Consider the following 21285-nt stretch of genomic DNA (forward strand, 5'->3'; position numbering starts at 1 on the left):
ATACTTACAAATACTATGACTAACAAACAAAATATAACAACCTTAGGCCAGCTAAAACAAACAGGTTACAAAAGTGAATCGGTTAAGGATGAATTAAGAAGGAACCTGATTGCCCAACTGCAAAAACAGCATGAAGGTGGCTTTGAGGGTATTATTGGTTTTGAAGATACCGTAATTCCTGACCTGCAAACTGCTATTTTATCGCGCCACAACATATTATTGCTGGGTTTACGCGGGCAGGCCAAAACACGTATTGCGCGTTTATTGGTTAATTTGCTTGATGAGTACATTCCATACATAGATGGTTCTGAGTTATTCGATGATCCGTTGAATCCTATATCATGGTTTGGGCATAATATTGTTAAAGAAAAAGGCGATGATACCCCAATTGCCTGGATACACCGTTCTGAACGTTATACCGAAAAATTAGCTACACCTGATGTTACCGTTGCCGATTTGATTGGTGACGTTGACCCTATCAAAGCCGCCACCATGAAACTTACCTATTCGGATGAGCGGGTTATTCACTTCGGGTTAATTCCGCGTGCCCATAGGGGCATTTTCGTTATTAATGAGCTGCCGGATCTGCAGGCACGTATTCAGGTGTCGCTATTCAACATCCTGCAGGAAAGAGACATACAGATACGTGGTTTTAAATTGCGTTTACCTTTAGACATACAATTTGTATTTACCGCCAACCCGGAAGATTATACTAACCGTGGCTCGATAGTAACGCCGCTAAAGGACCGTATAGAGAGCCAGATATTAACGCATTACCCGCGCTCGGTAGAGATATCGCGCAAAATCACCCAGCAGGAAGCATCACTTTCACCCGAGCAAAGGATTAATATTGAAGCAGATGGGTTGGTTAAAGATTTGGTTGAACAAATTGCCTTTGAGGCGCGTAACTCAGAATATATCGATAAAAAATCCGGGGTATCTGCGCGTTTAACCATATCAGCTTATGAAAACCTTATAAGTAATGCCGAGCGTCGCATGATCATCAATCACGAGGATAAAACCTTTGTACGTATTGCTGATTTCCTGGGTGTTATCCCGGCCATTACCGGCAAGATTGAGTTGGTTTATGAGGGCGAGCTGGAAGGCCCGGCTAAAGTGGCTAATATTTTAATTGGCAAGGCCATTAAAACTCTGTTAGTTAAATTTTTCCCTGACCCGGAGAAAGCCAAGAAATCAAAGACCCCCAACCCTTATGCAGAGATCATCAATTGGTTTAGCGAGGGTAATAGCCTGTCTGTACTTGACGACCTGCCGCTTGCCGAATATAAAAAGCTATTAAACGCTGTTACCGGGTTAAAGGACCTGGTTAAGAAATTCCATCCGGGTTTGGTAGAGAGTCAGCAATTGATATTAATGGAATTTGTATTGCATGGCCTTGCAGAATTTTCACAACTAAGTAAAGGCTTCCTTGACAATGGCTTCGCCTTTTCTGATATGTTTAACAGTTTATTTAATCTACAACCTGATGATGACGATCTTGATATAGAAGATGATCGTTACTAATTAATAAATGCAGAGTCAGTTATTCATTTTAATTTTAATAGGCATAGGGATTTTCCTGCTTGACCAATATTTAGCCAGGGGTTTTGCCGCCGCCTTTAAAAAGCGGGGTTTGGGTAATACCACCGGGTTTAAAATTGGTTATACGCTATTTTCTATAGTCCTTATAACCGGTGTCATCATCAGCATATATATGAAAATACCGGTTGGCGTACGTGCCGGATTTTTAATGGTATTTTTTGTGCTGGCCATAGTAAAGATCACTTTTTTACCTTTTGTGCTGGCTGATGATATAAGGCGGTTAATTGTTTGGCTTAAACATACCGGTACCAAATCAACGCTTCCTCCACCAACCAAAGGAGCTGGTAATGAAATCATTCCCCGTTCAGAGTTTTTAATGAGGGCTGGGCTAATTACTGGTGCTGTTCCGTTAGCGGCAATAGGATATGGTATTATTGCTGGCGCTTATGATTACCGTGTACGTTATCAAACACTTTATCTGCCCAATTTACCCAAAGCCTTTGATGGCATAAAAATAGGCCAGATATCTGATATACATTCGGGCAGTTTTTATAATAAAAAAGCGGTACAGGGCGGTGTAGAAATGTTATTGGGCCAAAAGCCGGATGTTATTTTTTTTACCGGCGATCTGGTTAATAAGCGTACCGATGAAGTATACGGCTACCAGGATATCTTCAGCAAAGTAAAGGCGCCGCTTGGTGTTTTTTCTACTTTAGGAAACCATGATTATGGTGATTATGCCGACTGGACATCATTATCAGCCAAAAAGAAAAACCTTGCCGACCTGATAACCACTCACAAAAATATGGGTTGGGACCTATTGCTTAATGAAAATCGCCGCCTTAAAGTTAATGGCGAAGAGATAGGTATTTTGGGTTGCGAAAACTGGGGCGAGTTAACACGGTTTCCTAAATATGGGAAAATGGAGCCAACCATAAAGGGCACAGAATACCTCCCGGTTAAACTTCTTTTATCGCATGATCCTTCGCACTGGCGGGCGCAGATATTGCCGCATTATCCGCAGATAGATGTTATGTTTTCCGGCCATACGCATGGCATGCAATTTGGCGTGCGTGCAGAGCACTATCAATGGAGTCCGGTAGAGTATGTTTATAAAGAATGGGCCGGCCTTTACCTTGAAAGAAATCAGCAACTATATGTAAATGTAGGTTACGGATTTTTAGGTTTCCCCGGCAGGGTTGGAATATTGCCGGAGATTACGATATTTACATTAAGATCCGCCCACAATCCATTAGCTAAAAATATTTAAGGTTTACCGGCAGACTCTCATCATAAATGAAAAAACTATTTAAGCCTGTTTTTGATTTTTTGCTGTTTAGTAATGTATTCATGGCCCTATGCGCGGTTGCACAGGCGATGGTTACTTTTCATTTAATAGGCTGCCGGCCACTCTATACTGTACTTGCTCTATTATTTACTTCTACAATTGGCATTTATAATTTCTCTATCCTTTTAAGCAAACCTAAAGAACCTCATAAATCAGCATATATACGAGTGCGCTGGTTCTTTTCGCATTATAGGTTGATGGTTACTTTTACCATTGTATCTATTCTTTCACTGGTTCCTTTATTCTTTTTGGTATCTACAGAAGCAAAACTATTACTTATTTTCCTCGCTATTATATCTTTTGCATATAGCCTTCCCCTATTTTCATTGGGCGATCAAAAATTTGGTTTGCGCAATATTCCGGGACTAAAGCAATTTTTAATAACCTTGGTTTGGACCCTGAGCAGTGTGTTGCTACCCATTTTAGAGGCGCAAAATATGCACCTAACCAATATATCAATGCGCGATACCACTATACTCCTTGCTAAACGGTTTTTATTGATAGGCGCGCTAACCGTTCCTTTTGATATCCGCGACCTGTTTGAGGACCGTCAATCAGGCTTAAAAACTATCCCGGTAATATTAGGCGAAAAACGTGCCTATTTGTTTTGCCAGGCACTTTTAGCCGGATATATTGTACTGTTGTTCCTCTTTAAAAACAATGGCTTTAACAATGATTTTTGGGCACTTACCCTTACCGCCATATTAGCAGGCTGGCTCATCTTTAAATCCGAATGGAAAAAAGACGAGTATTACTACTTTTTTTATCTTGATGGCGTTTTAATATTGCAATACATAATGTTAGTTCTGTTCGCCAAATTTGCTTAAGCTTTAAGGTAGCTACTATTTAATTTAATTACCACGCTAACTTTTATTCTACCACAGGCAATACAATACGGCTGGAGTGAAATATTTTTTGTGTTGCCTTTTGATAATCGCTTTCCTTCGCATCAAAAATATTCGGAATATACTTTTGCGGGTTACGGTCAATTATAGGGAACCATGTGCTTTGCACCTGCACCATTATCTTATGACCCTTTTTAAATACGTGATCGGCAGCATGTAAGCCAATGGTATATTCTTCAACTTTACCGGGCGTAATTGGCTCGGGGTTAGTAAAACTCTTTCTGAACCTGCCGCGGAAAACATCATCAACTATCATCAATTCATAACCAGCCATTTTTGGCTCTTTTTTATATTCCTGCGGATATACATCTATCAGCTTTACCACCCAATCTGCATCAGTGCCTGATGTTGCCGCATACAGTTTAGCAGCAACATTACCGGTTATAGTAATGTCTTCTTTAAGTGTATCGGTTTGCCAGGTTAATACGTCGGGGCGGTTATCAACAAACCGCTGATCATCCGTCAACCAAAAGAACCATCGTGAGCCCGGGCCGTAAGTTTCTTCAATCGGCCTTGCACGATAGGGTACCGGCTTAGCGGGATCAGACACATAGCTATCAAAGGTTTTAGCTTCGGTAGCCGATGGCTTCTCGAAAGATAACTTGCCATTCGCATGGAAATAGATATTTTTCTCTGCAGCCTCTTTAGGCGGCCACGTGGCATAGCTTTTCCATTTATCAGAACCGGTTTGGAACGATATTGCCTCGGCAAACTTGCCCTCGCCTTTGCCTTTTAAATACCATGCAAACCACTTGGCCTGTATCTCTTTTCTGAAATAAGCCGCGGTAGGCTGGTTACTAAAGGTAATATTACCTAAGCTTGTGCCCTCACCCCTGCTCCAACCGCCATGTCTCCACGGGCCCATTACTATAAAGTTATTGTTGTTGGTATCGCGTTTTTCTAAAAATTTATATACATCCTGCGGGCCCACCATATCCTCCTGGTCCCACCAGCCGCTAACATGCTGTATGGCTAAACGCGGGTAATCAAGCCGGGCGGTTACCGCTTGCCTCTTCCAATAATCATCGTAATCAGGATGTTTTGTATAGGCATTCCAACTTGGTAAAATTCCATGCATATACTTTTTGTTAATATTTGATAATGGACCCAGCTTTAAATACCAGTCATACGTATCATAATTGCCAAACCGGTAAAGCGAGTCGGTCTTTGATATCTCTTCCATAAAGGCATATTCGAAAGCGTAACTTAAACGGAAAGCGCCGTTATGGTGCAAATCATCATTCATAAACATATCAGACGGGGTAGCCTGTTCAGACACGGCTTTTAAAGCCGGGTGCGGATCGGCTGCTGCTATTATGCTTGTCCAGCCATCGTATGATATGCCGTACATCCCTGCTTTGCCATTATTCTCGGGTATGTTTTTAAGCAGCCAGTCTATGGTATCATAAGTATCGCTGGCTTCGTCAATAGATTTGGTATCTTTTTTATCCCTGCTGAAACGCTGCATTTCGTATTTTCCTTCAGAAAGATACCTACCCCTAATATCCTGGTATACAAATATATATTCATCTTCAGCCATATCTTTTACATATTCAGACTTTTCGGGACTTGGATATTTGTTCACACCATAGGGTGTCCTCAACATCAGGAAAGGCAGCTTTTCTGATTGATTTTTCGGCGTGAATACTATGGTATGTAGTTTAATTCCGTCGCGCATGGGTATCATTACTTCCTTTCGATTATATTTATCATCCGGACTTACATGTTGTGCAAACAGGTTAGCTGTAGCTAATGTTAAAGTTGCAATGATGGAGATTTTGGTAAAGAGAATTTTCATATTTGCTGTGAATTTTATGATATCCGCTTAAATATAAGCATTATACAGCAAAATATTAATTTGAAATAAATTTGGATGGCCGCTAATTATAATAATTCCGCCTGGTTCTATGATCGCTTGTCGGGGCTGGTTTATGGCCGGGCCTTGATAAACGCCCAGGTTTATTTGCTGCAATTTATCCCTCCAAATTCAAATTTATTAATTGTGGGTGGCGGTACCGGTTGGATACTGGACGAATTAACCCGCATTTACCCTGCCGGATTAAAGATCAACTATGTAGAAGTGGCTGCAAATATGATGACGCTATCTAAAAAAAGAAATTGCGGTAATAACGAAGTAACCTTTATAAATGCTGCCGCAGAAGATACGTTACTGCCCGGCGATTTTGATGTGATCATCACCCCTTTTCTGTTTGATAACTTTACAGAACAAACTCTGCAAAAAGTGTTTAATTATTTGCACCCGCAACTTAAAACAGGTGGCTTATGGTTGAATACTGATTTTCAGCTAACCGGAAAATGGTGGCAAAATATATTACTAAATACGATGTTTGTGTTTTTCAAAATGCTATGCGGCATAGAGGCTTCGGCTTTACCTGATATTGAAAAACAATTTAGCCAAACCAACTACATCACTATTGCTGAAAAAACTTTCTTTGGTGGGTTCATTGCTTCAAGAGCCTATCAAAAGTAGTTTCAAACTGTCCCAGGGACACCTGGATACACCTGGGACAACGTGGGACACTATAGCTTATTGCAGCTACTTTCAACTACTGCACATAAGCAAACTTATACCCAATGCCCCTAACTGTTTGTAAAAACTGCGGGTAATCCGGGTTAGTTTCTATTTTTTTACGAAGCCGTACAATGTGCATATCCAGTGTACGGGTATTTACATCGGCATTATAGCCCCATACTTCCATCATTAACTCCTCGCGGTTAATTACCTTGTTTTTGTTTTTAAGGAAGTATAATAATATGCGGTTTTCTAATATGGTCAACTCGATTTTTTTGCCATCCCGTATCAGCAAATGCGTGTTTGGATGGTGCTCCATATTAGCAAATTGATACGTTTCTGATTTATCACTGTTTAATGCAAATTTGATCTTATTATCTATCAACGCTACCAGCACATCCATATTAAACGGCTTGGTCACATAATCAGACACGCCAAAACCATAGGCCGATATTTTATCAATATCCTGCTGTTTAGCGGTTGTCATTATTACTACGCCATCAAATCCTTTAGCGCGGATGTTACTACAAACTTCTGCGCCCTGTTTGCCGGGCAGCATCCAGTCTAACAATACAATATCCGGCTGCTCGGCCAGTATCATTACTTCGGCATCGTCGCCATTACCGGCTTCTAAAACCTTATATCCTTCTGATTGTAATCGTTCGGCAACCAGGAAACGAAGATTTTCATCGTCTTCAACCAGTGCTATCTTTATTTCTTTATTCATAATCTAATTTTCGTATGGAAGTGTAACAATAAATTCTGATCCCTGGTTAACTTTACTTCGTACTGCTATATCGCCACCCATAAAGTTAACTAGTTCTTTGCAAAATGCCAGGCCAAGCCCTACGCTTCCATTTTGGTTATATTGATTTTCTAATCTATAAAATTTCTTGAATATATTGTTCAATTCGTTTTTAGGTATACCAATTCCTTTATCAATAAAAGAAAATATAATATTACGTTTTTCGAGCGTAATATTTATAAAAAGCTCTCTTTTTTCAGGGTGCGAGTACTTATAGGCATTTTCTATCAGGTTTTGAAACACACTGCCAAGCAATACTGTATCTGTATAAAATATTTCAGCCTCGCTAATATTATAATTAAGTTTAAAATCAGGGTATTTTATTTTAAAGGTATCAATATATCCTTTCACAAAGCTTTCAATTTTTATCTTATCTTTCTTTATGGTGATAGATTTATTTTCCAATTGGGTGAATGATAATAATTTGTTCATTAATTCATTCAGCTTATCGGCTTCTTCATCCAAAATCTTGCCATAATGTTTACGCTGGCGGTCTGTAAGCTCATTATCTCCTTTTAAGTTTGAACCTGCAATTTTTATTACACTTACCGGTGTTTTAAACTCGTGCGTAAAGTTGTTTATAAAATCATATTGCAGTTTAAACAGCTTAAGGTTAACAGCCAGATTACGGTAAATTAACCAGCCTATTAATACAAAAAAGAAATAGATCAAAAATATAACACCTCCAACGGGCATAAAACGGTGATCGATTTCGGGTATAAGAAAATCTCTGGGCGACCTGAAATATAATTTATAGTTAGCAAAGGCCCCTATAAGAGCAACCTCGCCCGTAATTGTATTGGCGCGGTCAATATCAGTAGGATCATAAGTTATTCGTTCTTTCGAAACCCTTTGATAAAGTTCAGGATGGATATTTTTAAACTTGAGCCTATTCGGATCAACATAAAAAACCATCATATTTTGTTGCTTATAGAAAGATTTGGCATGGCCGCTTTTTTGAAGATCATGATAGGTTTTCAACACCTCGGGGGTAGGCTCATTTAAAAAAATAATTTTACCGGGCCTTGCATCATAAAATGTTTCAAAAGATGCATCGGCCCGCGGGCCCTTCAAAGAATCGTAACTGGCTATATAATCGCTGAACTTATCTGCCATTTGCATGAAATCGTTTTGATTGATCTCATTTTCGTTCTTCTGTCTATTCGGCTTACCGTCTTTTGGATAATATTGGTAAATTGATTTAAGAGATATGTTTAGGTTTTTCTTATCAGCAGGCCCGTTATTTTGATTGCCAACTACTATTTGATAAAAAACTATTTTGCTAACAAAACTAAAGTTGTGAAAAACAGAATCGGTATAGTTGGCCGCCGATGCCGAATCAAGTAATCCGGAGTAAACGTTTATATCCTGTATCTTATTTGAAAAATCGGTATAAGAATTAATGATTGGATCTGCAACGCTATTTTTTTTAGTCGAAAAATCATTCTCGACGGTTTGAGCTGTAAATTTGTAGGCCACTATTAATCCTATAATAAGGGTTACTGTTACTAATATTAAAAAAGCAACAATAAGCGAAAAGTTTTTACGATATACGGTTCCGGAGCCCTTCATCACCTTTAGGGATTAAGGTTTAACCCGTATATTATTATCCAGGAACTTTTCAATATCAGCGTTGTTTTGCATTCGCCATTTTTCATTACCAACTGATCCGCGTTCGCTTTTATTTACAGAATATTTAACCTGTACATTACGCTTTTGCAATTTACTAACATAATGGTTCATATTGTCCAAATTTGCACGCGGGTCATTTGCATCCTGTGAAATAAATAGCGGAACTACCGGTTTTTCGGGATGAAACGCCGGCGAAATGGCAGTTAATTGGGCTGCATCTTTTTCAGGATCGCCTATGGTTGCATACATTTTTTGTAAGAATGGCTTATAATAAGCCGGGGCTGTTTGTATATAAGTAAAGAAGCTTATCAACCCGTTTTGTACCACTGCACAATTATATAAATGCGGATGAAAAGAAACACCATATAAAGCCGAAAAGCCACCAAAGCCACGCCCATATATAGCTATTTTTTTAGGGTTAGCTATTTTATTGGCAATGAGCCAGTTTACACCATCCGTTATATCCTGCTGTATTTTACCGCCAATTTCTTTAAATCCGGCACTATAAAAAGCTTTTCCATAACCTGATGAGCCTCTATAATTAACCTGCAAAACCGCATAACCGCGGTTAGCCAAAAACTGCACTTCAGAGTTGTATCCCCATGAGTTACGCATACCAAAAGGCCCATCGTGTGGCATAACCACTACGGGTAAATTAGTTTTATTATCGCCAAGTGGTAGTGTAAGATAACCGTTTATTATCAAGCCATCACTCGCTTTATAATTTATAGGCTGCATGGCACATAATTCGTCAGGATTAATGTCCGAATTATCGGTCAATTTGATTAATTTATCAGTTGACCGCTCATATAAATAAACCGCGCCACGGCTACGATCTGTATAAGTTGTTACAATAAATTTTTTCTCTGCCGTGTCCCTGTCGGTAATATTTATTTCGCTTTCACCAAGTTGTTTAGCCAGGTTATCGTATATGTTTTTAATGTCGGCATTTAAAAACTGTTTCTTCGGCTTTGCTTCTTCCCATGCAGCTAATTCAAGACGGCGTTTACTTTTTGAATAATCTACCCGTTGTATATCTGATGTATTGCTTGAAAAAATTACCCGTTCTTCTTTTCCGTTCTCTGCATTTATCTCTACAAAAGCTGTTTTATCACGCCCCACATTTGATAACGCATAGAAATAGTTTTTTACCCCGGTAAAGGCTATAGGCTTAACTGAGTTTCTGAAATTGTTTTTTATAATAGGTTTAAACGGAGCATTATCATTAGTGCGGAATAATATAGTTTCGTCAACACCGTCTGATGCTTTTGCTAATCGTATCCGGCCATCAGCATCCATCACCCATTCGGTTATGTTCCCCGGGTTTACCAGGTAGGGTTTCAATTCGCCATTTGTAACGTTTAGCCGGTACACATCAAAATTAGCCGAGTCACGCTTATTCATTGAAATGGTTATAATATCGGGCGTAAGCTTATTCCTGCCTACCATTCTTACATTAACTTTTTCTTCAGAAAGCAGGGGCCTTTTTTGCAAAGTATTAACATCCAGTGCAAACATTAAATATACACCATGGGGTGTACCATCCAGGCTAAAAACAATCTGGTTATCAAATGTCCAGCTATAATCACCACGTACAGCAAAGTCGCTAAATGAGGTTGCCACACGCTCTTTTCCATCAACCAGCGATTGGATGAAAAGATTTTGTTTAAGCTGATAGTTCTTTAAATATGATATGTATTTTCCGTCCGGAGATATTTTAAAATTGGTTTTGTCGGGAGTTTTAAAAAATTCAACAATAGGTATTTCCTGTACTTTATTGTCCTGGCATGAGTATAAAGCAGCTATTAAAATAAATAAAGATAAAACTCGCAGATTCCTTAACATAGATATCAAACTCCGGCTTATAATCAAGTAAGTTATACATTTTACATAGGCTTTTCAAAATGTCACTACAATTTTACCCTACTTAAGCGTTATATAAATAATCGTCAAAAATATACATCGGGTTTAATTTTTAAATAATTATTTTTAACCAATGAAACGGATATTGGTATTAGTTTTTTTTGCCATACTTAGCTGCACTAAGCTGTTTGCTCAAAGCGATGAGTTACAGTTGGCAAAGCAGTATTACGCCAATGGTGAGCATGAAAAGGCACTTACTATATATCAAAAATTGTATAAGCAGGATAATGATACCTATTACAATAGTTATGTTGCTGCATTGATGTCGCTTAAAAAGTTTGATGAGGCAGAAATCGCCACCAAAAAAATAATGCGTAAGCATCCTAATGCGGCAGAGTATACCATTACTTTAGGCTCCATTTATATCCAGCGCGGCGATACAGAAAAAGCCAACGCTTTATATAATGGTTTAATAAAAAGCCTTCCGGCCGACCAAAATGTCATTGCATCACTTGCCGCCCAGTTTTACCAGGGCACTAATGCAGATTTTGCTATAAAAACATTTCAACAGGGGCGCAAACTGTTACATAATGATGATCTGTTTACGTATGAGCTGATAACGCTTTATCGCTTTAAAAGAAACAAACCGGAGCTTACCGAAGAGTATTTAAATATTTTGCCTAAAAATCCGCTTTTCCTTAGCCAGGCAGAGAATACATTTTCTACTTTATTTGAGGGTGAGGCTGATTATGATATGCTCAGGATAGCTTTGTTAAAACGCATACAAAAAGATCCGCAGCAAACTGTTTTTGTTAATTTGCTTACCTGGCAATTTTTACAGCAAAAAGATTTTGGCCAGGCATTAAACCAGGCTCTGGCATTAAGCCGCAGAACAAATAGTGATGGTAGTGATATTTACGATCTGTGCCGCACGCTGATAGCTAATGAAGCTTATGACGAAGCCATACGGGGCTATGAATATTTGATTAGCATGGGTAAAGACCAACCACTATATGCTGACGCGAGAATTGAGTTAATTAATACTAAAAACCTAAAGGTAACAGCGGGTAAATATGTACAAAACGACCTTGTTGATCTTGAAAAAAATTATATAGACCTTATAGCCGAGTTTGGCCGCAACAACACAACCGCTTCTGCCATGCAAAAACTGGCTAACTTGCAAACCTTTAAATTGCATAAGCTAAACGAAGCACAAAAAATACTGGAAGATGCTATAAATATTACCGAAATAAGGCCAAATTTACGTGCGGCCTGCAAGCTTGATCTTGGCGATATTTATTTGTTAAACAATCAGCCGTGGGAGGCTACGCTATTATATAGCCAGGTGGAAAAGGAATACCCTAATACTGCCATAGGCCAGGATGCTAAATTCAGGAATGCTAAGTTTGCTTATTATACCGGCGATTTTACCTGGGCAAAAGGGCAGCTGGATGTATTAAAAGCAGCAACATCACAACTCATAGCTAACGACGCCCTTAACCTGTCGCTTTTAATTGCTGATAATATAGCAGTTGATACCAGCGGCAAAGCATTACAAATGTATGCACATGCTGATCTGCAAATATTTGCCGAACAACAGGATAAAGCCATAAAAATACTGGATAGTATAAATATTAAATATCCAAACAATGCTTTGAGCGATGATATATTAATGGCCAAGGCGCGTATTGCAATTCAGCAAAAAAACTTTGCTGATGCAGCGGCTGATCTGAAAAAAATTGTAGCCGAACACCCTACTGATCTTTGGGCCGACGACGCGGTTTTTATGCTGGGCGATATTTATGAAAACCAGCTTACCGACAAGGAACAGGCAAAAAATTATTATCAAAAAATTATAACTGATTATGGCGGCAGCCTTTTTATAAACGAGGCGCGTAAACGTTTCAGGAAACTGCGGGGCGATAAGACCGATGGTTTATAATTAAAAACTGTAAAGCCATATTAAGCCTTAATTTGTATTTTTGCGCCATGATTATATACAATGAAACCATTATTGTGGACGAAGCCATACATAAGCAATGGTTAAGCTGGATGCAAAACGAATACATCCCTATGGTAATGAAAAGCGGCCATTTTAAATCTTATAAAATACTCAATGTGCTAGATTCGCCAAATGAAGGGGTTACTTATTGCATTCAGTATTTAACCGATAAACTAGAGCATTACAATAATTTTAACAAAAAACATTTACAAGATCTTCAAGCCATACATCAGCAAAAATTCGAGAACCAATTTGTGCTGTTTAATACTTTAATGCAAACAATAGACTAAAAAATGAAAATTACAGAAACAAGTATTAAAGGATTAATGATAATTGAACCGCAAATATTTAATGATGGCCGCGGTTATTTTTTTGAAAGTTACAGCAAAACAAAGTTTGCCGCTGCCGGAATAACTATTGATTTTGTGCAGGATAACCAATCCTTTTCGCATAAAGGTGCCATACGGGGTTTACATGCACAATCTGCCCCGCATGCGCAGGCCAAATTAGTACGGGTGATACAGGGCCGGGTTTTAGATGTGGTTGTAGACGTGCGCAAAGAATCGCCCACTTATGGTAAATATGAAGCTATTGAGTTAAGCGGTGATAACCAACTACAGTTTTTAATTCCCGAAGGATTTTTACACGGGTTTGCTACGCTGGAGGATAATACTATTTTTACCTATAAGGTGAATGATTATTATAGCAAAGAATGCGAGGTTGGTGTAAGATGGAACGACCCTACCCTTGCCATAAACTGGGGCATTGCAGAGCAGGATGCATTGATATCACCCAAGGATGCGGTATTGCCGGAGTTTGCGGGGTTTGTGAGCCCGTTTTAGCTCTTCCCCACAACGACGTCATTGCAAGTACCCACCAGAGCCCACCCTGGAAAAAATATTGAATGACGTGTGAAAAAATGGAAAATATATAAAAACCGTTGTCATTTCGAGCGATAGCGAGAAATCTATACATTTCAGTCCGTCTGCTTAGCGTGTGTATAGATCTCTCACTATCGTTCGAGATGACATTTTTATTACATTGATAATCAATAACTTACAATCACTTTCATTATGAGCGATAGCGTGGCAATCTCTACACGCCAGATACATTGTTTACCTTGCATGTAGAGATTATTAATGTGTTGTTTGTTTTTAAAGGTATTAAGAGCTCCCTACGGTCGCGGTGGCTAACCTTTCGGTTAGCCTTTCTCTTTACTTCTTTATCAAATTATACAGTTCGTCCAATTTAGGGCTAAGTACAATCTCTATTCTTCTATTTTTTGTACGGGCATCATTATTATCAGCCGGATCAATTGGCTGGTATTCGCTTTTACCCGTTGCGGTTAACCTATGCGGATCTATCTTTTCAACCTCGGTTAAATAACGGGTAACAGATGTTGCACGCAGTACGCTCAAATCCCAGTTATCTTTTATCTGACCAAGGTTAATTACTTTTTTATCATCGGTATGACCCTCAACAGCCATATTAATATCCGGTTCTTTATTTAGTACCGCGGCCAATTGTTTCAACGCTGCCTTACCACGTTCATCTATAACAATACTGCCCGACGGAAAAAGCAATTTATCCGTCAACGAAACATAAACCTTGCCGTTCCTGATATCAACCGTTAAACCATTTTGCTGGAAACCCAGTAAAGCTTTTTGAAGCTTATCTTTTAAAGCATTGGTTGCCTCATCGCGTTTACGCAATATCTCTTCTACCTCTCTTAAGCGCTGCTCGCGTTTTTGCAGATCGCTTGATAATTGATTTACTTTTGATGATGCTGACCCATAGTTAGTATTCAATGCATCATAATTGCCTTTTAATGTAGTATAGCTGGCTTGCTGGTCTGCAAGGTCATGCTTTAACCCTGCCAGTTCACGGTGCAGCCGTGCAGTATCGCTCTGTAGCTTTGCTAATTCTTCCTCTAAATTAGCCGAACGGCTAAACAGCGAATCGCGCTGAGACAGCATTGCTTTATATTTTTTTGTTGATAATACCACGCACGAATGCAAGGTTATACTTAAAAACAGGGCGAATAAAAAATACTTTATTTTCATAGTATCGGGGATTATAGTTAAACAATTGCATTTCGTAAAAAAACATTAAGCGGGTATAGTTTGCTGCATATAGCCGCTACTTTCACTGCACCGCCGTCACTCAACAGATCCTTATCTTTTAGCGGGCAGCTAACAATAAAGCTTTTTAATTTCAGTAATTCAATATTCTCATTATCGGCAGTATAATCGCGCGGTAAGGTTTTCAGTTTATCCTGATTTCTAAAATCGCCAAATAGTTTTACAAATTCCTGATCGTCAATGATTGATAGCAGGTCATGGGCGTTATAATCTATTTCCTGGCGTATAGCTTTTAAATGTGCCGCTTCGGGCATCCAATATCCGCCGGCTATAAATGATTTACCGGGTTGCACATGAAAATAATACTCGGCCCCGCCTAATTTAGTGCCTGAAGTTGGAATACTTACCCCAAAGTTATTTTTATAAGGCGTTTTGTTTTTACTGAACCTGATATCCCGGTAAATGCGCATAACACATTTTTTAGGATCAAGCTCTTCTGATACTGCCGGATCAAATTTATGGAGCAGCTTAATAAGTTGGGCGGTAAACGCTATCATGTTTTCGCGGGCGGTATCATAGCGTACTTTATTGGCCATGAACCATTCGCGGTTATTATTCTCAACAAGCTCCTTTAAAAAATCAAGTGTTTGCTGTTGTATCATCTACATCTAAATAAGGTTGATAATGTATTTTGGGCGATAGCCAGTACAAAAGTAATACCCGCGAAGTTCTGAAAATTATGGGAGCCAACAAAAAACATCCCCCAATAATAACTCCCGTATACAACCATGGCGAAGTGATATTGCCTGTAATAAAATAGGTAAGCATGGCAATGGTAAATGATGTACCTACGTTAAGCGCATAGCTTACATACATAGCCGCGTAAAAGTAGCCGGGCTCAATTTCAAAGTGCATGCCGCAACGCGGGCAATCAATATTAATACGGTTGCTGGTTAAACTATATATCATGCCGCTAAACATAGCGCCACGGCGGCAACGCGGGCATTTGGCATGTAACATTGCCCATGTTTTGGATGTTGTAGCCATGATATATTTAAGCCGGAGACAGGCTTACCTGATTTAGTTTAAATGAAGTTTTTCGTCGCGCATGTTAAGATCAACATTTTTACGGCGATATTTTTTATACCATATATAACCTACTATAGCAACCGCCAAATACGGGGCAGCCAGCAAATACATAATACCATGGTTCAATCCATTAGCTGTTGTGCTACCGCTTTTCGCGTTCGATTCGACCGAAGCTGTACACATAGCACATTGCGCGCTAACAGCTTCAACACTGCAAACCAGCATACCTGCAACAAAAAGGATCAATAATATTTTATAGGCTTTCATTAGTACAAAATTAATCATTAATATCTGTCATTTCGAGTGACAGTTGCTATTTAGAAATGGTAATAAGGTGATATCAATATATATACAATTACCCCGGTAACAGTTACATATAACCATATAGGGAACGCCCATCTTACCAGTTTTTTATGCTTCTCTACCCGCATTTGCAAGCCATAGTAAAAGCTCAATAGTATTAACGGCAATACCCCTGCCGCCAGTATAATGTGCGATGTTAAAATAGTTAGATAAATGGTACGCAGGTTACCAACGGCAGCAAGTTCCATTGGTGATAAAATTCCATCACCATCCAAATCGCCATATTTTGTATCCACTTTCATTAAATAATGAAACAAAATGTATGAAACCAGGAACAAAGATGACAAGCAAAAGGCAAGGATATTAATACGCTTGTGCCAGGTAATATTTCCGTGGGTGATGAGGTACAATGATATAACCAGCAGTACGCTGCAGGTACCATTTAATAAAGCATTAAGCTTAGGTAAATATGGGGTAAATGACGGCAAAACCGCCGGGGTGGGCAATATTTTCATGCTTAGGATCAACACTACTGCAAATACAAACACAGACACTGCAGCTACAAAACGGAATATAAATTTATCAGTCATAATTTTTTAGAGATCTAAGAATCAAGAGACAAGAGTCAAGATTCTTATTTAATAGTTCATTTTATGTCATTGTCCTGATTCTTGACTCTTGCTCCTTGAATCTAATAAAGCGGTTTATCGTTCTTGCGCAGCTCTTCGGCTATCAGTACTTTAATTTCATCATTAAGCTTGGCAAGGTCGTTGTTTGATGTGCCCGAATAATAGCCCCTGATGCGTTTTTCTTTATCAATCAATATCAGCTTATCACTATATATAAAATCATCGTTACCGGCTTTTATTGCATTAACCAGGAACCCTTTACGGGCCAGCGGATATATTACTGAAGTATCGCCGGTTAGAAACAGCCACTTTATACCCGGCGGGTTATATTGTGCTGAATATTTTTTTAACACTGCTATCGAGTCTCTTTGCGGATCGACCGTAATAGAGGCAAAACAAACCATACTATTCTTGGCATAATCTGATAATAGCGCGTTAACATTTTTATTTATGGTATTACAAACCGACGGGCAGTGCGTATAAAAAAAGCTGGCTACAAATATTTTATCGTCAAAACTTTTAGCGGTTACTATATTACCGTTTTGGTCATACAATTTAAAATCGGGCAGTTGATGGTATATAGTATCGGGAATAACCTCACCATGAAATTTATGACTTGTTTTGGCCAGCTGCTTTGGCCCGAAAAAAGGAAGCGGCTTATAACGGTTCTTACCTTCGGCGGTTAGCAAATAATATAAAAATCCCGGTAATGCTAATATCATTACCAGGATTATAATTTTTTTTACTGCACTTAAATTACCCATTACAATCTCAGATCAATCCAGTGATGACTTTCGTTCGTCAATACCAGGATCAAACCGATGATGAAAAGAATAGGCACCAATATGGCGTAAACCAAGCCTACTTTTTCAAACTTTAAGTGCATAAAATAAGCAACAATATAAAATGCTTTTAACAACGTTAAAACAATATATACCGGGTTTGCAATATGGCCGGGAATGATACCCTTGGGCACCATGTATAACGCAATTATAAATTCAATTGTAGTAATGCCCAGCAACACAAAAAATACGTTCCATATTTTTTTGCGGGTCATTGTATCGTGTTCACCATGTTCTTCGTGATGAACTTCTGTTGGTTCTGATGACATATATAATATGTTAAAGATGTTGTTTTAAACTAAATAAAAGAAAGTAAATACAAATACCCATACAAGGTCTACAAAGTGCCAGTAAAGGCCAACTTTTTCTATCATTAAATAGCTGCCGCGTTTTTCGTAGGTACCAACCAATACATTAATGGTGATAATGATATTAATGATAACCCCGCTAAATACGTGAAAACCGTGAAAACCTGTTATAGTAAAGAATAAATTAGCAAACTGGTGTGCAGATGTTTGTTGTGCTACTAATGTACCACCGTTAAAAAACTCTTTTAAAGTTTCTGTATTTGTTGGTATGCTTGACCACCAAAAACCCTCGCTGTGTAAGTGGTTCCACTCTAATGCCTGGCAACCCAAAAACATAAACCCGCCAATGACAGTAAATATCATCCACATGACAACTTCTTTCTTTGAGTTACGGTGGCCGGCCTCAACAGCCAATACCATGGTAACAGAGCTCATGATTAGGATAAAAGTCATTAAACCCACAAACACTAATGGAGCGCCATGCTCAACTAACCCGGGGATTGACTGAAATATTTTATCAGCGCCAGGCCAGGTACTTGCACTAAAGCGTAAGGCCCCGTAAGCGATCAATAATGAAGAGAAGGTAAATGCATCCGAAAGGAGGAAAAACCACATCATCATTTTACCATACTCAACATTAAACGGAGATCTTCCCCCCGACCATGGTGTTGTTTTTATTTCATCAATTTGTGATACTGTTGCGCTCATTTGTAATTAGTATAGCGTTATTAAATTATTGGTTCAAAAGTAAAAAAACATACAGATAAATCCATATAATATCTAGAAAATGCCAAAAAATAGATGTCATTTCCATTCTATATAAATTTTTAACCTGTGGTATACGATTAATACTGCCTTTTAGCGCGCTTATTAACCATATAAGGCCGCCAATAACATGCAGTAAATGTGCAAATGTCATTACATAAACAAATGACCGTGTTGCATTTGGATCTACCAGGTATATTTGCATTTTGTAGGCCAATATATACCAGCCATATACCTGTAATAATAAAAAGCTTATACCCAGGCCTATGGTTATCCACAATAGCATTTGTTGTTTTTCAAATTCTAATCGTTTTGCGGCCCTTGATGCAAAAAATAAGGTGACACTGCTTGCTATCAATACCAGGGTGCTGTACCTGAATGAACTTGGCAATATTACGCTAAGCCCATGGCCACTCCCCCCGCTGTAAACTATAAATCCGCTGGTAAAAGCCGCAAAAAGCATAAATGATGTGAATATGAAAATCCACATTACAAATTTTTTGGCATTTAAGTTTATCTTATCTTCTTGTTGTATTTGGGCCATCATCTCACTTTCCTATAAAATCAAATAAAAACATTAACTGTACTACCGGCAAATAAAAAAACGAACCGAACATTAGCTTACGTGCCGATGGTATATCCAGCTTGCGTAATAATACGAATGCCTGGTATAAAAATATCAAACTGCACACTAATGACACGCCGAATACATACCAACCGCCATATCCATAAATAGTTGGCAATAAGCTTACCGGTACTAATATAATTGCAAATATAAAGGTTATTATGGCGCTGGCTCTATCACGGCTCCCTGTTGGCAACAATCTGAAACCCGCTAATTTATAATCATCATCCAGCACCCAGGCAATTGCCCAGAAATGGACAAACTGCCAAATAAATTGTATTGCAAATAGTATTAGTGCAATTTCATCAATGCGCCCATGTGGCTGCCCGGCTACATAACCAATAAGCGGCGGCAAAGCTCCCGGTATGGCACCTACAAAAACCGCAATAGGCGATTTCCGCTTTAGCGGCGTATATGCAAAGGCATACAGTAAAATTGAGAATACCGATAATATCCCTGTTAAGATATTAAGCGTACCCAAAATATAAGTACCCGCCATGCCCATAGCTAAGCCTAAAACAAGGCCCTGCCCCGTGGTCATCCTACCGGCTGGCATTGGGCGGTCCATGGTACGTTTCATCAGCTTATCCAGGTCCACTTCTATTATTTCGTTAAAGCAATTTGCTGCCCCGGTAACCAGGAAGCCGCCGGCTACAAGTTTTAACCAGTTGATCCACATCACCGAGCTGTACAACGAACCCCAGGTATTGCCCCCATTTGCTTTTACGGCAATGATAAATGATATAGATGCAGAAAATACAACCAAAAAGGTTAGCCTGAATTTTATTAGTTTTGAAAAATCAGCCAACTTCATATGCGCGCCCCCTGTAAATTAACCGATTGATATAAATTCAACATTAAATAAAACTGGGCACCAAATACCAAACTTGCCAATAAAATGTGTGTGGCCTGCGCAACCGGAGGCAATGCAAAATAAGATAGCACTATACCCGTAACAATTTGCAAAGCAATCATTAAAAAGGTAAAACTCATTATTTGCTGCTGTAACGAATGCCTGTTAAAGGTACGGCGTATCAACGCGTATAATAACACATTAATAAGCAATACTAATATAGCTACGTCTCTATGCTGCGCGAATATATCGCCGGCATCCTTAATCCAATCAGACCGGTAGCCGTCTTGCAACCTTGTTGATACCGCGTCAATTCTTTCTCGTACCTGGGCACCAAATGTTATTTGCAATATGCTTATTATCAAAGCAAATAATGTAACAATATGGGTTATTGGGTTTACCTGCAATTTCGGTCGGCCGCAAACTCTGGCTAAATGATAAGTAGCAATGCTTATAGCTAATATGGCTAATGCCAGCAATAAGTGCACGGTTATTATCCAGGCCACTAAATTGGACGACACTACGATAGAGCCCAACCATGCCTGGAAACCTATCAGCACTAAATTAAAAACTGATAAAAAAGGTATTAGTTTATTGGTATCGCTATAGCTGAATGAATAGATAGTGGCTAATAATAAAAATATGCCTGATACAGCGCCAATTAAACGGTTAATATATTCCGTCCAGGTTTTGGCAACGTTAAATTCTTCAGGAATAAGTATGGATTTGTCTTCGCGTAGACGGCGGGCCAAATCGCTGTAACCAAATACATCAAGCGTTTTGGCAAAGCGTTGGTTCTTAGCCAAACGACCGGCAACATATTTCTCTTTATAATTAGCTGGAAGATCTGACGCGGTAACAGGGGGTATATATCCGCCGAAGCATTTTGGCCAGTCGGGGCAACCCATGCCCGAGCCGGTACTGCGTACCACCCCACCTGCTAATATCAATACAAAAAGCAGAATAACGCTTAAAAAGTTAATTTTTCGAAATCTGATTTTTGATGCGGCTCTGTTCATCTAAATATTTCTAACAAATTAGGGTATCTGTAACCTTAAGTCTTTAGTCTAAAGTCTTTAGTCTGAAGTAAGTCAAAACTTATTGACTAAAGACTTACGACTTAAAACTTACGACTTAAAAAAGGTACAGATACCCTAAAA

22 protein-coding genes are annotated in these 21285 nt (G+C 38.9%); 7 read left to right on the forward strand and 15 right to left on the reverse strand.

The window, feature by feature from the left end; all coding sequences use genetic code 11:
• Positions 1-15 precede the first annotated feature (15 nt).
• Genes JWP71_RS16590 through JWP71_RS16600 form a run of 3 tightly spaced genes read left to right on the forward strand, consistent with a single transcriptional unit; the run spans position 16 to position 3717 of the window.
• Positions 16-1524, forward strand: a complete 1509-nt coding sequence (locus JWP71_RS16590; RefSeq protein ID WP_299502258.1) for a sigma 54-interacting transcriptional regulator — start codon at positions 16-18, stop codon at positions 1522-1524.
• A 7-nt stretch (positions 1525-1531) separates the two neighbouring features.
• Positions 1532-2812 carry a metallophosphoesterase gene (locus JWP71_RS16595; RefSeq protein ID WP_299502261.1) on the forward strand — a complete coding sequence of 427 codons (1281 nt, stop codon included), beginning with the start codon at positions 1532-1534 and terminating at the stop codon, positions 2810-2812.
• 26 nt (positions 2813-2838) lie between these two features.
• Positions 2839-3717, forward strand: a complete 879-nt coding sequence (locus JWP71_RS16600; RefSeq protein WP_299502263.1) for a UbiA family prenyltransferase — start codon at positions 2839-2841, stop codon at positions 3715-3717.
• A gap of 43 nt (positions 3718-3760) precedes the next feature.
• On the opposite strand, the gene JWP71_RS16605 is transcribed toward JWP71_RS16600, so the two are convergent.
• The gene (locus JWP71_RS16605; protein ID WP_299502266.1) at positions 3761-5593 is read right to left on the reverse strand and encodes a CocE/NonD family hydrolase; all 1833 of its coding nucleotides are present in this window, start codon (positions 5591-5593) and stop codon (positions 3761-3763) included.
• 75 nt (positions 5594-5668) lie between these two features.
• Here JWP71_RS16605 and JWP71_RS16610 point away from each other — a divergent pair, with 75 nt between their 5' ends.
• Complete coding sequence (locus JWP71_RS16610) at positions 5669-6286, forward strand: class I SAM-dependent methyltransferase (protein ID WP_299502268.1); 618 nt, start codon at positions 5669-5671, stop codon at positions 6284-6286.
• Between the two features lie 76 nt (positions 6287-6362).
• Here the strand turns inward: JWP71_RS16610 and JWP71_RS16615 are convergent, their stop codons facing one another.
• The 3 genes from JWP71_RS16615 to JWP71_RS16625 are packed head-to-tail and all read right to left on the reverse strand — an operon-like array spanning position 6363 to position 10610.
• Entirely contained in the window at positions 6363-7055 is a 693-nt protein-coding gene (locus JWP71_RS16615; RefSeq protein ID WP_299502271.1) for a response regulator transcription factor, read from the reverse strand.
• 3 nt (positions 7056-7058) lie between these two features.
• Positions 7059-8705 (reverse strand): HAMP domain-containing sensor histidine kinase, encoded by a 1647-nt coding sequence (locus JWP71_RS16620; protein ID WP_299502274.1) that lies wholly within the window; start codon positions 8703-8705, stop codon positions 7059-7061.
• 12 nt (positions 8706-8717) lie between these two features.
• Entirely contained in the window at positions 8718-10610 is a 1893-nt protein-coding gene (locus JWP71_RS16625) for a prolyl oligopeptidase family serine peptidase (RefSeq protein WP_299502277.1), read from the reverse strand.
• 151 nt (positions 10611-10761) lie between these two features.
• Between JWP71_RS16625 and JWP71_RS16630 the strand changes: the two genes are divergently transcribed.
• The 3 genes from JWP71_RS16630 to rfbC are packed head-to-tail and all read left to right on the forward strand — an operon-like array spanning position 10762 to position 13472.
• Entirely contained in the window at positions 10762-12570 is a 1809-nt protein-coding gene (locus JWP71_RS16630; RefSeq protein WP_299502280.1) for a tetratricopeptide repeat protein, read from the forward strand.
• Between the two features lie 47 nt (positions 12571-12617).
• Positions 12618-12920 (forward strand): DUF4286 family protein, encoded by a 303-nt coding sequence (locus tag JWP71_RS16635; RefSeq protein WP_299502283.1) that lies wholly within the window; start codon positions 12618-12620, stop codon positions 12918-12920.
• 3 nt (positions 12921-12923) lie between these two features.
• Positions 12924-13472 carry a dTDP-4-dehydrorhamnose 3,5-epimerase gene (gene rfbC, locus JWP71_RS16640; RefSeq protein ID WP_299502286.1) on the forward strand — a complete coding sequence of 183 codons (549 nt, stop codon included), beginning with the start codon at positions 12924-12926 and terminating at the stop codon, positions 13470-13472.
• A gap of 372 nt (positions 13473-13844) precedes the next feature.
• Here rfbC and JWP71_RS16645 read toward each other — a convergent pair whose 3' ends face one another.
• From JWP71_RS16645 to JWP71_RS16695, 11 genes are all read right to left on the reverse strand, one after another.
• On the reverse strand, positions 13845-14693 hold the full coding sequence (locus JWP71_RS16645; RefSeq protein ID WP_299502289.1) for an OmpA family protein: 849 nt from the start codon (positions 14691-14693) through the stop codon (positions 13845-13847).
• A 17-nt stretch (positions 14694-14710) separates the two neighbouring features.
• On the reverse strand, positions 14711-15373 hold the full coding sequence (locus JWP71_RS16650) for a DUF2461 domain-containing protein (RefSeq protein ID WP_299502291.1): 663 nt from the start codon (positions 15371-15373) through the stop codon (positions 14711-14713).
• Positions 15351-15758: a DUF983 domain-containing protein gene (locus JWP71_RS16655; protein ID WP_299502294.1), complete on the reverse strand. Its 408-nt coding sequence runs from the start codon at positions 15756-15758 to the stop codon at positions 15351-15353. The genes JWP71_RS16650 and JWP71_RS16655 overlap by 23 nt, the downstream gene beginning before the upstream one ends.
• 33 nt (positions 15759-15791) lie before the next feature.
• A complete protein-coding gene (locus tag JWP71_RS16660; protein WP_299502295.1) occupies positions 15792-16067 on the reverse strand; it encodes a hypothetical protein in 276 nt (91 codons plus the stop codon).
• A 50-nt stretch (positions 16068-16117) separates the two neighbouring features.
• On the reverse strand, positions 16118-16693 hold the full coding sequence (locus tag JWP71_RS16665) for a DUF420 domain-containing protein (RefSeq protein ID WP_299502297.1): 576 nt from the start codon (positions 16691-16693) through the stop codon (positions 16118-16120).
• Positions 16694-16794: 101 nt separating this feature from the next.
• Positions 16795-17454 carry an SCO family protein gene (locus JWP71_RS16670; RefSeq protein WP_299502299.1) on the reverse strand — a complete coding sequence of 220 codons (660 nt, stop codon included), beginning with the start codon at positions 17452-17454 and terminating at the stop codon, positions 16795-16797.
• Positions 17455-17495: 41 nt separating this feature from the next.
• Complete coding sequence (locus JWP71_RS16675; protein WP_299502301.1) at positions 17496-17843, reverse strand: cytochrome C oxidase subunit IV family protein; 348 nt, start codon at positions 17841-17843, stop codon at positions 17496-17498.
• Between the two features lie 24 nt (positions 17844-17867).
• Positions 17868-18590 carry a cytochrome c oxidase subunit 3 gene (locus tag JWP71_RS16680; protein WP_299502303.1) on the reverse strand — a complete coding sequence of 241 codons (723 nt, stop codon included), beginning with the start codon at positions 18588-18590 and terminating at the stop codon, positions 17868-17870.
• A 25-nt stretch (positions 18591-18615) separates the two neighbouring features.
• Positions 18616-19194: a cytochrome c oxidase subunit 3 gene (locus JWP71_RS16685; protein WP_299502306.1), complete on the reverse strand. Its 579-nt coding sequence runs from the start codon at positions 19192-19194 to the stop codon at positions 18616-18618.
• Position 19195: 1 nt separating this feature from the next.
• Positions 19196-20086, reverse strand: coding sequence for a heme o synthase (gene cyoE, locus JWP71_RS16690; protein ID WP_299502309.1), 891 nt, complete (start codon positions 20084-20086; stop codon positions 19196-19198).
• Entirely contained in the window at positions 20083-21144 is a 1062-nt protein-coding gene (locus JWP71_RS16695) for a COX15/CtaA family protein (RefSeq protein WP_299502311.1), read from the reverse strand. Before JWP71_RS16695 ends, cyoE begins: the two co-directional genes overlap by 4 nt.
• Between the last annotated feature and the right edge of the window lie 141 nt (positions 21145-21285).

The organism is Mucilaginibacter sp., assembly GCF_028287845.1.
GTDB lineage: Bacteria > Bacteroidota > Bacteroidia > Sphingobacteriales > Sphingobacteriaceae > Mucilaginibacter.